The sequence below is a fragment of the Micromonospora fluostatini genome (genome assembly GCF_050410825.1).
In the GTDB taxonomy this organism is placed as follows: Bacteria; Actinomycetota; Actinomycetes; order Mycobacteriales; family Micromonosporaceae; genus Micromonospora; species Micromonospora rosaria.
In genome coordinates this window covers 6,630,526-6,643,823 of sequence record NZ_CP191251.1, presented here as the reverse complement: position 1 = coordinate 6,643,823, position 13,298 = coordinate 6,630,526, and the positions used below count along the sequence as shown (strand labels likewise).

The 13,298-nt window shown below is 73.3% G+C and carries 14 protein-coding genes; 8 read left to right on the top strand and 6 right to left on the bottom strand.

Features of this window, described 5'->3' with window-relative positions; genetic code table 11:
* Nucleotides 1–31 precede the first annotated feature (31 nt).
* From ACQUFX_RS29680 to ACQUFX_RS29665, 4 genes are all read left to right on the top strand, one after another.
* Nucleotides 32–691, top strand: coding sequence for a TetR/AcrR family transcriptional regulator (locus ACQUFX_RS29680; RefSeq protein ID WP_067363907.1), 660 nt, complete (start codon nucleotides 32–34; stop codon nucleotides 689–691).
* 65 nt (nucleotides 692–756) lie between these two features.
* A complete protein-coding gene (locus tag ACQUFX_RS29675) occupies nucleotides 757–981 on the top strand; it encodes a DUF3107 domain-containing protein (RefSeq protein ID WP_067363904.1) in 225 nt (74 codons plus the stop codon).
* Between the two features lie 780 nt (nucleotides 982–1,761).
* Entirely contained in the window at nucleotides 1,762–3,429 is a 1,668-nt protein-coding gene (locus ACQUFX_RS29670) for a DEAD/DEAH box helicase (protein ID WP_428963477.1), read from the top strand.
* Nucleotides 3,430–3,554: 125 nt separating this feature from the next.
* Nucleotides 3,555–4,715: a class I SAM-dependent methyltransferase gene (locus ACQUFX_RS29665; RefSeq protein ID WP_428963476.1), complete on the top strand. Its 1,161-nt coding sequence runs from the start codon at nucleotides 3,555–3,557 to the stop codon at nucleotides 4,713–4,715.
* On the opposite strand, the gene ACQUFX_RS29660 is transcribed toward ACQUFX_RS29665, so the two are convergent.
* On the bottom strand, nucleotides 4,712–5,137 hold the full coding sequence (locus ACQUFX_RS29660) for a hypothetical protein (RefSeq protein WP_428963475.1): 426 nt from the start codon (nucleotides 5,135–5,137) through the stop codon (nucleotides 4,712–4,714). The two genes, ACQUFX_RS29665 and ACQUFX_RS29660, sit on opposite strands and share 4 nt — an antisense overlap.
* Nucleotides 5,138–5,379: 242 nt before the next feature.
* Between ACQUFX_RS29660 and ACQUFX_RS29655 the strand changes: the two genes are divergently transcribed.
* Nucleotides 5,380–5,832, top strand: a complete 453-nt coding sequence (locus ACQUFX_RS29655) for a helix-turn-helix domain-containing protein (RefSeq protein ID WP_067363892.1) — start codon at nucleotides 5,380–5,382, stop codon at nucleotides 5,830–5,832.
* Here ACQUFX_RS29655 and ACQUFX_RS29650 read toward each other — a convergent pair.
* The 5 genes from ACQUFX_RS29650 to ACQUFX_RS29630 all read right to left on the bottom strand — a co-directional run bounded on the left by ACQUFX_RS29650 (nucleotide 5,813) and on the right by ACQUFX_RS29630 (nucleotide 9,965).
* Nucleotides 5,813–6,790, bottom strand: coding sequence for a hypothetical protein (locus tag ACQUFX_RS29650; protein WP_428963474.1), 978 nt, complete (start codon nucleotides 6,788–6,790; stop codon nucleotides 5,813–5,815). The two genes, ACQUFX_RS29655 and ACQUFX_RS29650, sit on opposite strands and share 20 nt — an antisense overlap.
* Nucleotides 6,783–7,013, bottom strand: a complete 231-nt coding sequence (locus ACQUFX_RS29645) for a heavy-metal-associated domain-containing protein (RefSeq protein ID WP_428963473.1) — start codon at nucleotides 7,011–7,013, stop codon at nucleotides 6,783–6,785. The genes ACQUFX_RS29650 and ACQUFX_RS29645 overlap by 8 nt, the downstream gene beginning before the upstream one ends.
* A 103-nt stretch (nucleotides 7,014–7,116) precedes the next feature.
* Nucleotides 7,117–9,276 carry a RecQ family ATP-dependent DNA helicase gene (locus ACQUFX_RS29640; RefSeq protein ID WP_428963472.1) on the bottom strand — a complete coding sequence of 720 codons (2,160 nt, stop codon included), beginning with the start codon at nucleotides 9,274–9,276 and terminating at the stop codon, nucleotides 7,117–7,119.
* A gap of 42 nt (nucleotides 9,277–9,318) precedes the next feature.
* Nucleotides 9,319–9,573 carry a hypothetical protein gene (locus tag ACQUFX_RS29635; RefSeq protein ID WP_428963471.1) on the bottom strand — a complete coding sequence of 85 codons (255 nt, stop codon included), beginning with the start codon at nucleotides 9,571–9,573 and terminating at the stop codon, nucleotides 9,319–9,321.
* Entirely contained in the window at nucleotides 9,570–9,965 is a 396-nt protein-coding gene (locus ACQUFX_RS29630; protein ID WP_428963470.1) for a DivIVA domain-containing protein, read from the bottom strand. Before ACQUFX_RS29630 ends, ACQUFX_RS29635 begins: the two co-directional genes overlap by 4 nt.
* Before the next feature lie 329 nt (nucleotides 9,966–10,294).
* Between ACQUFX_RS29630 and ACQUFX_RS29625 the strand changes: the two genes are divergently transcribed.
* The 3 genes from ACQUFX_RS29625 (at nucleotide 10,295) to ACQUFX_RS29615 (ending at nucleotide 13,286) form a co-directional block, all read left to right on the top strand.
* Nucleotides 10,295–10,504, top strand: a complete 210-nt coding sequence (locus tag ACQUFX_RS29625; RefSeq protein WP_428963469.1) for a winged helix-turn-helix domain-containing protein — start codon at nucleotides 10,295–10,297, stop codon at nucleotides 10,502–10,504.
* Between the two features lie 789 nt (nucleotides 10,505–11,293).
* Nucleotides 11,294–12,628: a TrkH family potassium uptake protein gene (locus ACQUFX_RS29620; protein WP_428963468.1), complete on the top strand. Its 1,335-nt coding sequence runs from the start codon at nucleotides 11,294–11,296 to the stop codon at nucleotides 12,626–12,628.
* Nucleotides 12,618–13,286, top strand: a complete 669-nt coding sequence (locus ACQUFX_RS29615; protein ID WP_428963467.1) for a potassium channel family protein — start codon at nucleotides 12,618–12,620, stop codon at nucleotides 13,284–13,286. Before ACQUFX_RS29620 ends, ACQUFX_RS29615 begins: the two co-directional genes overlap by 11 nt.
* The last annotated feature ends 12 nt before the right edge of the window (nucleotides 13,287–13,298 follow it).

Below are 13,298 nucleotides of genomic sequence, written 5' to 3'. Positions count from 1 at the left end.
CCGGCTCGTACGAAGAAACACGGAGGTTCCCATGACCGCGTTGGGGAACGGTGCCCAGACGGCCGGCCGACCCACGCGTCTGCCACGCTCGGCGCGCCGCAAGCAACTGCTCGCGGCGGCGCAGGAGGTGTTCGTCGCGCAGGGGTACCACGCCGCGGCGATGGACGACATCGCCGAGCGGGCCGGGGTCTCCAAGCCCGTGCTCTACCAGCACTTCCCCGGCAAGATGGAGCTGTACCTGGCGCTGCTGGACACGCACTGCGACGCGATCGTGGCGAAGGTGCAGGACGCGATGACGGGGACGAACGACAACAAGGAGCGGGTCTCCGCGTCGGTCCGGGCGTACTTCGACTTCGTGGACCACGAGAGCGAGGCGTTCCGTCTGGTCTTCGAGTCGGACCTGCGCAACGACCCGGCCGTACGCCAGCGGGTGGAACGGGTCGAGCAGGGCTGCATCGCCGCGATCACCGACACCATCATCTCCGACACCGGGGTCAGCCGGGCCCACGCCGAGCTGCTCGCCTCCGGCCTGGTCGGCGCGGCCGAGACCGCCGCCCAGTTCTGGCTGGCCCGTGGCCGGCAACTGCCCAAGGCGGAAGCCGAGGCGCTGGTCGCCGCGCTCTCCTGGCGGGGGATCGCGAGCTTCCCCTTGCAGGGGGAGTCGGCCGGACCCCAGGGTGAGTCAGCCTGAACATCGGCTGCGCGGATCGGATAGCCTTCCTCCGGCGGCTCTTTCGCCCCAGTTGAGGAGGCACAGTGGAGGTCAAGATCGGCGTGCAGTACGCACCGCGCGAGTTGGTGCTGGAGAGCGCGCAGTCTCCGGCCGAGATCGAGCGGATCGTCACCGACGCCATCGCGAGCGACGGAACGCTGTCCCTGACCGACGAGAAGGGCCGGCGGATCATCGTTCCGGTCAGCAAGGTCGCCTACGTCGAGATCGCCGAGGCGGCCCCCCGCGCCGTGGGGTTCACCGTCCGTTGACCGATCGGGGCCCGGCAAGGGCCCCGATCCCCGACGCCCCACCCGCAACAAAACCCGGAACCGCCGGCACCCCACACGCCCGCCGCGCTCCGGGCCCCGCCCGGCCCGGCCCGCCCCGCCCGGCCCGCCATGCCCAGGACTGCCGTTCCCCGGCCCGCCGCGCCCAGTCCCCCGCGACCCGGCCGGGTCACGGCCCACCCGGCCCCGGGCGACGTCCCACCACCGCCCACCCGGCCCCCGGTTCAGTCCCGCCACGGCCCGCCGTGCCGCAGGTCCGCCCCGCCTCGCAGCGGCCCACCCGACCCACGCGCCCCGACCACCCCTCACCGAGCCCCGCCCCGCCCCGCCCCGCCCCGCCCCGCCCCGCCCCGACGATCTTGCACTTTCGGCCCCCGAGAGGGGGCTTATGCGGCACATGTAGGGGCCGCAAGTGCAAGATCGCGTGAGAGCAGGGTTGCTGCGGGGGCAGGAGCGCCCCGGGGGATGGAGGGGAGGGCTGGTACGCGGGCATGGGGAGAGGGATCGGGCGCTGTTGATGTGAGCTGTATCACATTCATTTGGCGCGCAAGGACTTGTCAGCATGGATAAGGCCAGATCCGGGCGGCTCAGGTAGTATGGAGGAGTTGCCGTGGGCGCCGATGCGATCGAAGTCCTGCCTACGGCGCGCGTGCGGCCCGGTCCGGTTCGGCACTTCTGGCCCCCGACCGTGTGGCCCGCGCCACACCGAAGCGCCCTGAGGACAGAACGGGGCGCACCACGAGAGGGCACCCCGACATCCACATGAACGAACAGAACCAAGATCACACAGACGGGCAGGACCTGTCTCCCGTCGTACCCGTGCGCCCCGAGGCGCCGACCTTCGCGGCGCTCGGCGCCCGCCAGGAGACGGTCGAGGCACTGGCCGCCGCCGGCATCACCCGCGCCTTCGCCATCCAGGAGTACGCGCTGCCGATCGCGATGCGCGGCACCGACCTGATCGGGCAGGCGCCGACCGGCACCGGCAAGACCCTCGGCTTCGGCGTACCGCTGCTGGAGCGGGTCTTCGCCCCCGACGAGGGGGGCGACGGCGTGCCCCAGGCGCTGGTCGTCGTACCCACCCGTGAGCTGGGCCTCCAGGTCGCCAAGGACCTCGACACCGCCGGGCGGACCCGGGGCGTGCGGGTGCTGCCGATCTACGGCGGCGTCGCGTACGAGCCGCAGATCGAGGCGCTGCGCAAGGGCGTCGAGATCCTCGTCGGCACCCCGGGCCGGCTGCTCGACCTCGCCAAGCAGAAGCACCTCCGGCTGGACCGGGTGCACGCGCTGGTGCTGGACGAGGCCGACCGGATGCTCGACCTGGGCTTCCTCGACGACGTCGAGAAGATCCTGGCGATGCTGCCGGAGGACCGGCAGACGATGCTCTTCTCGGCGACCATGCCGGACCCGATCGTCGCCCTGTCCCGGCGCTTCCTGCGCCACCCGGTGACCATCCACGCCGGGCACACCGCCGAGACCGGCCCGAACCCGCAGACCAAGCAGCTGGCCTACCGCACCCACTCGATGAACAAGATCGAGATCGTGGCGCGCATCCTCCAGGCGGAGGGACGCGGGCTGACCATGATCTTCACCCGGACCAAGCGGGCCGCCGACCGGGTCGCCGAGGACCTCGACTTCCGGGGCTTCGCCGTCGCCGCCGTCCACGGCGACCTCGGCCAGGGCGCCCGGGAGCGGGCGCTGCGCGCGTTCCGCGCCGGCAAGATCGACACGCTGGTCGCCACCGACGTGGCGGCGCGGGGCATCGACGTCAGCGGGGTCACCCACGTCGTCAACTACGACTGCCCCGAGGACCAGGACACCTACACGCACCGGATCGGGCGGACCGGCCGGGCCGGCGCGACCGGGGTGGCGGTGACCTTCGTCGACTGGGACGACATGCCCCGCTGGCGGATCATCGACAAGACCCTCGGGCTGGACATGCCCGAGCCGCCGGAGACGTACCACACCTCCCCGCACCTCTACACCGACCTGGACATCTCCCGCGAGGTCAGCGGCACGCTGCCGACCGCCGAGCGGACCCGGGCCGGGCTCTCCGCCGAGGTCGAGGAGGACCTCGGCGGCGGGCGGCGACGCAGCGGCGACGGGGGTCGGTCCCGGCGGCCCGCCGAGGGTCGCGGCCGGCGGCGGCGCGGTGGCGCCGACGCGTCCACCGCGCCGGAGACCACCGCCACCGACGACACCTCCTCAGCCGAGGAGGGCACCCGGACCCCGCGCCGGCGGCGGCGTCGCCGCGCCGGTGAGCTGGTCGCCGGCGAAGCGGCGACCGGTGACAGCGGTACGTCGGCCCCGGTGGTCACCGCCGACGGCGCCGGCCAGCCGCCCGCCGAGGGCGCGGTGAAGCCCCGCCGGCGTCGCCGCCGCCGCAGTGGCGCCGCCACCGGCGGTACGCCGGCCGAGGCGACCGCCGACTGACCGCACCCGTACCCCGACGTCCCCGTGCCGCCCGGCACGGGGACGTCGCCGTTGTGCCCCGACACCGGGTACACGCCGCAGCCCCGGCCGGCGGACGCCGACCGGCGGACGAGGATGATGGAGCCATGCCGGAACCGTTGGACGCCGCCCTGACCGAGGTCCGGGCGCTGTTGTTGGACCCCGCGTTGACCCGGGCGGTCGCCGCCGGCCGTCGCCGGGGCCACCGCCCCGCCGTGGTCCGCGCCGAGCTGCGACCGGTCACCCTCAAGGCGGGGCCCCGGTTGCAGATCGCCACCTCCGACGGGGACCGGCCGCACACCCGCAACGTCGCGCCCGGCCCGGAGGCGGACGCGGCGGTGGACGCACTGCTGGCCGAGCCGTTCGGCAACTGGCACGTGGAGACCACCGACGCCACGCTCCAGCTCCGGGTGACCAAGTCCGGCGAGGCGCAGGTGCACCGGGCGGGGGCGACCCGGACGGCGACCGCGCCGGCCGGGCACGACCGGGTCAAGGAGTACCTGCTCGACCCCGGTGACCCGATCTTCGCCGAGATCGGTGGCTCGGCGGCGAAGCGCCGGCAGGTGGACGCCTTCCTGCGGGCGCTCGCCGCCACCCTCCCCGACGACCTGACCGGTCCGCTGCGCGTGGTCGACCTTGGCTGCGGCAACGCGTACCTGACCTTCGCCGCGTACCGGTACCTGACCGGGCGGGGCCTCGACGTGGCGCTGGTCGGGGTGGACGTCCGGGAGGACCAGCGCCGCCGCAACACCGACCTGGCCGAGCGCCTCGGCTGGGCCGACCGGGTCAGCTTCGTCGCCGGTACGATCGCCGACGCCGTCGTGGAACCCGCTCCCGACCTGGTGCTCGCCCTGCACGCCTGCGACACCGCCACCGACGAGGCGCTGGCGCGGGCGGTCCGGTGGGATGCCCGCTGGGTGCTCGCCGCCCCGTGCTGCCACCACGACGTGGCCGCCCAGTTGCGGGCCCGGCCCGCCCCCCACCCGTACGACCTGCTGACCCGGCAGGGCATCCTGCGGGAACGCTTCGCCGACGTGCTCACCGACGCCCTGCGGGCCGGCCTGCTGCGGGAGTACGGCTACCGGGCCGAGGTGGTGGAGTTCGTGGACTCCCAGCACACCCCCCGCAACCTGCTGATCCGGGCCCGCCGGACCGGGGCCGGGCCGACCCCCGCCCAGCGGGCTGAGTACCGCGACCTGGTGGCCCAGTGGCAGCTCACGCCCCGGCTGGCGACGCTCCTGGCCGCCGCCGACGGGGGCGGCGTCTAGGAGCGGCGATCGTCGTCGCGGCGGTCCCGCACCGGCACCCGGTCGCCGGGGCCACGGCCCGTCCCCCGCTCGTGCTCCCCGGGCCTGGTCGGGAAGGGCACCACGGTCCCCGGCCCGGTCGTCTCGGCGTTCCCGGCCGCCGCGAAGGCGTTCCAGGAGATGTCGACCAGCAGCCGCTTGAGGTCGGCGTGTCGGAGCGCGGCGTTGCGTTGCAGGGCGAGCCGGGCGCCGAGGACGACCCCGACCAGGGTGGTGGTGGTCGCCCCGGCGGCGGCGAGCACCTGCGCGCCGGTGGCCCCGTCCTGGGTCAACACCAGCACCAGCAACCAGATCCAGAAGCCGGCGGCGAAGACCCCGGCCTTGGCGACGAAGAAGAGGCTGACCGCACCGGGACGGTGCGGCGAACGGTCCTGCTCGGGCATCTCGCTCCTTTTCCAGGTGTGCGCCGCCCGGCCTGGTGGTGGCCCCGGCGTCCTGTCGGGTGCCATCCTGCGGTCACCCGGCGGTTCGACACAACTACCCACCGCTGCCCCCACGGGCAACCAGGAGCGTGTCCTGCGCCCCGAGCAATAGGTTCGATCGGTCAGTTGTCCCGGCTTCGGCCCGTACTACGCTCGAAAGACGCACCGTCCGGTGCTCCGGCCGGAAGGAAGACGCCGCAGGGATGGGTTCCGTACAGGTTTCGCCGCAGAGCGCGTTCGCGCGGTTCGTCCGTCGTGCCATCGACGACGCTCGCGAGACACGCGGCTGGACCGTCACCGACCTGGCGCACCACACCGGCGTAGGCCGGTCCACGGTGTTCCGCTGGCTGGCCGGCGACTGGCAGGACTATCCCGAACTGGCCAAGGTGCGGGGCTTCTGCGCCGCGCTGGACCTCCCGGTCACCGCGGCGTTCCGGGCGCTCGGGCTGCCCGACGCCGGCCCGGTGGGGCGGCGGCGCGGCGAGGACACGCCGGTGGAGGCGGACGTCCGGGTGATCCTGGAGCGGCTGGCCGACCCCGGCATCCCGGCCGAGGAGAAGCACCACATCCGGGACCTGCTGCGCTACCTCGCGCACCGCCCGGTCCGGCGGGCCGGCGTCGGGCGGGACGAGGGCCTCACCCCACGGTCAGCGTGAACTCGGCGGTCCGCACCTCACCGGCGACCTGGAAGTCCAGGTAGAGCCGGTACCGGCCGGGGGCGGGCACGGTCAGCCAGAACTTCACCGCGTCCCCGTCGAGCTGGGGCTCGGGGTGCACGTGCAGGTACCCGAGGTCCCCCTCGCGCAGCGCCACCAGGTGCCCGTACGCGCCGAGGTAGCGCTCCACCGTCGGCGCCCCGCCGTCCGCGCCCCGGATCCGGAACAGCAGCGGCACGGACGTACCCGGGGTCGGCTCGCCCTCGTACCCGACGGTGAACCCGTCGACGGTGGCCTGCCGGGCCGCCTCGGGCAGGGGGCGGGGCGTGTAGTCGCCGGGCGCGACCAGGTCCACCCCGAGGGTCACCGCCGTCTGCGAGCCGTCGTCGGCCAGGGCGGTGAAGTCCGCGTACGCCCGCCAGACACCCGGCTCGGGCAGGGTCAGCGGGATGGACCAGGTGCCGTCCGGGGCCATCGTCGGGTGCAGGTGCTGGAACCCGGTGAGGTCCCGGCGCACCACGATCAGGTGCAGCGGCTTCTCGTGCACGACCGCGAACCGGGTCACCGGGCGGCGCTGCCCGTCGTGGATCTGGAACCGCAGGTCGCCCTGCCGGCCGACCGGGAACTCCCCGGTCAGCGGGGCGAGGGTGTAGCCGGCCGAGGTGACCGAGAACCCGCTGGCGACGTCGTCCCCGCCGCCGTCGTGCTGGTGCGCCCCGGTGCCGGGGGCGTGGCTGTGCGCTCCGGCCGGCATCGCGCCGGCGGGCACGCCGGCCGGCCCCGCGCCGGGGACGGTCTCGCGCGGGTTGAGCCGGCCGAGCCCGAAGCCGAGCAGGACGGCGAGCACCAGCCCGCCGACCACCAACGCCAGCCGGACGGTGCCGGCGTCCACGGCGGTGGGCTGATCGGGGAGGCGCTGGTCCGTGGTGGTCTGATCAGGGGTGCGCTGCTCAGGCAAGGTCGTTCACCAGTTCGTAGCCCGCCTCGTCGACGGCCGCCCGGACGGACTCGATCGGCAGGGGATCCTGACTGGTCACGGTCGCCGTGCCGGCGGTCAGGTCGATCCGCACCTCGTCGACGCCGGGCAGCGTGGACAGCTCGTCGGTGACGGCGCGTACGCAGTGCCCGCAGGTCATGCCGCGCACCTCGTACGTCTGCGTGACGGATCCCTGGTCAGCCATGCCGACACGGTACTCCCAGGTCGGCAGGACACCATCGGGCGTGCAGCCGTGTGTCGATGATCCCAGTGCGGGCGCTCCGGGAACTTCCCGGCCCCGGTCCGGGTCAGCCGGCGACGGCGAGGGCGAGCGGCAGCACGTCCGGTGCGCCGGCCCGCCGCAGCAGCCGCGCCACGATCGTCATCGTCCAGCCGGAGTCGACCAGGTCGTCGACGAGCAGCACCGGCCCGGCCAGCCCGCCGAGGGTGGCGGCCAGTGCGTCGGGGACGGCGAAGGCGTCGTGCAGCGCGCGTACCCGCTGGGCGCTGTTGCCGCGCGGACCGGCCCCGGCGCTCTCCGGCCCGGTGGGGACGACCTCGCCGAGCAGCGGTAGCCGGCCGACGGCGGCGATCCGCTCGGCGAGCGAGCCGACCAGCCGGGGCCGCCGCCGCGAGCCGACCGCGACCACGGCGACCGGCCGGGCCGGCCACGGGTGGTCGCCGTGCGCCCACGCCTTGAGCACCTCGACCACGGCGGCGGTCACGTCGTCGGGGACCGGGCCGTCGGCGGCCTCCGGCCCGAGCAGGCCGCGCAGCCGCCCACCCCAGCCGAGGTCGGAGAGGCGTCCCACGGCCCGGCCGGGCAGCGCCTGCTCGCCGGGGGCGATCCGGCCCTTGAGGGGTACGCCGACCGCGTCCAGCCCGGTCGGCCAGAGCTTCTTCGGCGGCACCTCGACGCCGGGGCGACCGAGGAAGGTCTGCGCGGCGGTCAGCGCCGCGTCGGAGACCTGCGGGGTGAACAGCGGGCCGGCGCACCGGTCACACCGCCCGCAGTCGGCCGCCCCGCTGTCGTCGAGGCATTCGCGCAGGTAGCGCAGGCGGCAGCCGCCGGTGCTGGCGTACTCGCGCATGGCCTGCTGCTCGGCGGTGCGGGCCTCGGCGACGCGGCGCAACCGGGCCTCGTCGTAGACCCAGGGTTCGCCGGTGGCGAGCCAGCCGCCGCGTACCCGGCGGACCGCGCCGTCCACGTCGAGCACCTTGAGCATCAGCTCCAGCCGGGTCCGGCGCAGGTCGACGATGGGTTCCAGGGCCTGGGTGGAGAGCGGCCGGTCGGTGTGCAGCGCGGCCAGCACCGTGCGGACCTGCGCCTCCGGCGGGAAGGCGAGCGAGGCGAAGTACCGCCAGATGGCGGCGTCCTCGGCCCCGGGCAGCAGCAGCACCTCGGCGTGCTCGACGGCCCGGCCGGCCCGGCCGACCTGCTGGTAGTACGCGATCGGCGAGGGCGGCGCGCCGAGGTGCACGACGAACCCGAGGTCCGGTTTGTCGAAGCCCATGCCCAGCGCGCTGGTGGCGACCAGCGCCTTGATCTTGTTGTCGAGCAGGTCCTGTTCGGCGGCGCGCCGGTCGGCGTCGTCGGCCTGCCCGGTGTACGAGGCCACCGACCAGCCGCGTGAGCGGAGGAACTCCGCCGTCTCCCCCGCCGCCGCGACGGTCAGCGTGTAGACGATCCCGGAGCCGGGGAGCCGGTCCAGGTGGTCGGCGAGCCAGGCCAGCCGGTGGGCCGGGGTCGGCAGGTCGACCACGCCCAGCCGCAACGACTCCCGGTCCAGCGAACCACGCAGGACCAGCACGTCGGGGCGCTGCGCCGCCGGGTCGGCCAGTTCGGTGCCGAGCTGCTCGGCGACGTCGGCGGTGACCCGGGCGTTGGCGGTGGCGGTGGTGGCGAGCACCGGGGTCTGCTCGGGCAGCCGCCCGAGGAAGGTCCGCAGCCGGCGGTAGTCCGGCCGGAAGTCGTGCCCCCAGTCGGAGACGCAGTGCGCCTCGTCCACCACGAGCAGCCCGGTGGTGGCGGCGAGCTTCGGCAGGACGGCGTCCCGGAAGTCGGGGTTGTTGAGGCGTTCCGGGCTGATCAGCAGCACGTCCACGGAGCCGGCGTGGATCTCGGCGGTGATCTCGTCCCACTCGTCGAGGTTCGCCGAGTTGATGGTCCGGGCCCGGATACCGGCCCGCGCGGCGGCCTCGACCTGGTTGCGCATCAGCGCCAGCAGCGGCGACACGATCACCGTCGGCCCGTGCTCCCCCGCCTCCCGCAGCAGCGCGGTGGCGACGAAGTACACCGCCGACTTGCCCCACCCGGTCCGTTGCACGCAGAGCACCCGCCGCCGGTCGACCACCAGCGCCTCGATCGCCCGCCACTGGTCCTCGCGCAGCCGCGCGTGCTCGCCGGCCAGCCGGCGCAGCACCGCCTCGGCCCGCTCCCGTACCGCCGCCCGGTCCTGACCACCCATCCGGCATTCCTACCAGCCGCGTGTGACCGGGGGCGCAGGGGCTCACCGACGGGCCGCCGGTGCGCAGTCGCCGCCGTGGTCGGCCGCCCGGGGGCAGCGCCGGCCGGCAGCGAGCAGCCGGTCGCAGAAAACCCGATGGTGTACGCCCTGCGCGTCCTCGGACGACACCGTGCTCTCGGCGCGGTCCACGTTCCCGAGGAACCCGACCGCCCGACTGATCACCCGGGCGTACCGTTTCGCCACGTCAAGATCCTCGGCGGCCACCGGCAGATGCACCACGAACCGCTCCCCGCTCACCGCTGATCCCCCGGCGTCAAGCGGTCCCCGGATGCGAAGCGGTCCCCCGGCGTCATGCGGTTCCTGGGCGTCACGCCGTCTCCGGGTGCGAAGCGGGCCGGCCAGCCGTGCAGGGCAGCCTTGATCCGGGTGTGCTCCTCGGTGAGGGTCGCCAGGTCGCGCCGGGTCACCGCCAGCTCGCCCGCGACCCGGTGCAGGTACGCGTACACCTCGGCCGGGTCCAGCCCGCGCCGGACGACGCCGAACCGCCGCTGCCGGATCTGCCCGACGCTCAACGGCCGACAGGACGCGGCCCGGTACCACCCGGCGTTCGGCCGGCGCACCGGCACCGGACGCGGGGCCGGCTCCGGACGTCGGGTGGCCCGGCGGAACCGGGAGAGCAGGTCGAACATGAAAGCACCTTCCCCGGGCGCACGCCCGCTGTGAGAGACACCGGATGGCGGCCCGGTCCACGAGGGGGAAGTGGACCGGGCCGCCGGCCCCGCGACCGCAGCCCTCACCGGCGGTACGGCCCCGCGACCAACCTCGCGCCCAGCCCCTCAGGCTTGCCGAACCAACCGGAGCCGGACATCTCGCAACCTACACCAGTATCTGGAGAAGCGCGACCACGAGTAGCTCTCGTGTCGCAGCCCGTTGCAGTTGCTTGAGTAATTGGGGCAGGATCAGAGACGCCGAACCAACCGGAGTCCTCACCATGCCCACAGCACCAGCGCCCTACAAGGTGATCGCCAACGACTTCACCGCAAAGATCAAGAGCGGCGAGTTGAAGCCCGGCGACAAGCTACCTTCGACCAGGCAGATTGCCGACCAGTACAACGTCAGCATGAACACCGCCTACCGTGCGATGTCCCTCCTGCACGACCGGGATCTCATCACCGGCCAACCTGGACGGGGCACCTACGTCGCCGACCCCACCCACCCCTCTGGATGAGCCCCGAGTGACCTTGGAGCCGAGTGGCCCCCATGGGGGCCGAAATCTTCCAAGGTCTGCTGCCGGGTTTCCGGAGACCTCGTGCCGTGGCAGCGGCGACGAGGGGCATGACCTGACCGGGGCGGTCACCATCCATCCCACCCCGGCGGGCGGAGCAGATGCCAGCGCCATCCACCACACCTACGTGGTTCCCCATGCCCGGTGTCGAGTCCGGTCATGGTCGGAGACGGTCACTCCGCAGCAGAGAGATCTTGGACAGCTACCGTTGCCAGCGAACGGTAGCTGTCCAAGATCTGCAAAGCGCACTCGCTCCAGCGGCGATCGCACCTCGCGAGGCTGACCCCAGGAGATCTTGGAGCTGAGTGGCCCCCAGAGGGGCCGAAATCTTCCAAGGTCCACCGCTTCGGGGAATTTAGCCGCGGGGCGGGGGCGCATTGTTCAGGTATGACCCTTTCGCACCCTCGGGGCGTTCGACAGGGCAGGGTGATTGGCAGGTGGGGCAGTTCGACAGGGCTCGCGAACACCTACCCTACCGCGTCCGGCCCTGCCGTTGTCGCCGCCACCGGAGGTTCACCGGCCGACGACGCCGCCTCCTGATCGTGAACCATCCCCGCCTGACGGCCGGCGGAGCATGAATCGTCTGCGACATCAGCTCGACAGGCGCCAAAAGGATGGCCTGCGGTGGACGGCGACGAGGCGGCGGCGACGAACCCGCTGACGGCCGACGGGTGACTCTCGCAGATGTGACGTTTGCCCGCCGCGCCCCGCCCGACATCGGAAGATTGTCTGGTGCGCCGGTTTTTCCGTTACCCGGTACGCCTGGTGCCGTTCGGGTTCCTGGTGGCGATCCTGCTCGGCACCGGCCTGCTGATGCTGCCCCAGGCATCCGTGGAGTACGAGTACACGCCGTTCACCACCGCCCTGTTCACCGCGACCTCGGCCGTCTCGGTGACCGGCATGAGCGTGGTCGACACGCACACCTACTGGAACACCTTCGGGTTGGTGCTGATCACCGTGCTCACCCAGGTCGGCGGCCTGGGCATCCTGACCGGGGCGGCGCTGGTCATCCTCTTGGTGGCCCGACAGCTCGGCCTGCGCAACCGCCTGCTGGTGCAGGCCGAGACCACCGAGTACGGCATCGGCAACGTCCGCGGCCTGCTGCTGCGCATCGCCGTCATCGCCCTGGTCTGCGAGGCCGCGATCACCCTGGTCTTCGCCGGTCGGCTCTGGCTCGGCTACGACTACCCGCCCGGCCGGGCGCTCTGGTACGGGCTGTTCCACGCGGTGCAGGCGTTCAACAACGGCGGCTTCTCGCTCTACCCGGACAGTCTGCTCCGCTTCGCCCGGGACGCCTGGATCTGTCTGCCGGTGGCGGCGGGCACGATCATCGGCGGGCTCGGTTTCCCGGCCATCTTCGACGCCGCCCGCACCTGGCGGCGGCCGAGCCGGTGGGGGGTGGCCACCAAACTGACCGTCTGGGGCAGCCTGGCGCTGCTGGTCGTCGGCTTCGCCGGCCTGCTCGCCGCCGAGTGGGCCAACCTCCGGACCGTCGGCTCGTACGGCTGGTCGGGCAAGGTGCTCGCCGTCGCCACCCAGAGCGCGTCGCTGCGTACCGGTGGTTTTCAGTTCATCGACATGGCCGAACTCGACGAGGAGAGCTATCCCCTGCTCATCGCGCTGATGTTCATCGGGGGCGGCAGCGCCAGCACCGCCGGTGGGATCAAGGTCGGCACCTTCTTCCTGCTCGCCTCCGTCATCTGGGCGCAGGTACGCGGGGAACCCGACGTCACGGTCGGCAGCCGCCGCATCGCCGGCACCAGCCAGCGGCAGGCGCTGACCGTGGCGCTGCTCAGCGTCGCGCTCGTCGTCGCCGGCACGACCGTGCTGATCGGGCTGGCCGAGGACGTCCGCGACTACCGGGTGCTGTTCGAGGTGGTCAGCGCGTTCAGCACCACCGGCGTCACCGCCGGGCTCGCCGCGCACCTCGACGACGCCGGCCAGTTCGTCCTCATCGCCCTGATGTACGTCGGTCGGGTCGGACCGCTCACCCTCGGGTCGGCGATCGCCCTGAACACCCGACGCCGGCTGTACCGCTACCCGGAGGAGCAACCCATTGTCAGCTAGACGGCGTCGCGGCGGTGGGGTGGTGGTGATCGGGCTGGGCCGGTTCGGCTGCCACCTCGCCGCCTCGTTGACCCAGCTCGGTCACGAGGTGCTGGCCATCGACCGGAACGCGGACCGGGTGCAGAAGTGGTCGCCGTACCTGGACCGGGTGGTCCAGGCGGACTCGACCGAGGAGGGCACCCTCCGTCAGCTCGGCCTGGCCGACTTCGAGCGGGTGGTCGTCGCCATCGGCGCCTCGCTGGAGGCCAGTGTGCTCACCGTGCTGGCCCTGGCCGGGCTGGGTGGCCCGGAGATCTGGGCGCGGGCCACCTCGGAGCAGCACGCCCGGATCCTGGAGTCGGTGGGTGCCCGGCACGTGGTCTTCCCCGAGGGGGAGACCGGCGAACGGGTGGCGCACCTGATCGTCAGCCGGATGCTGGACTACATCGACTTCGGCGACGCCTTCGCCATCGCGAAGGTGCGCGCGCCGCAGACCCTGGTCGGTCGCTCCCTGCGGGACCTGGGGCCGATGGACCGGTACGGGGTTATGGTGGTCGGCGCGAAGCTGCCGGGGCAGCCGTTCCGGTACGCCACGCCCGAGATGGTCATCGCGCCGGGCAGCATCCTGATCGTGGAGGGCAGCATCGACCAGGTGCAGCGCTTCGCCGGCCTCGACTGACGCGCCCCGAGA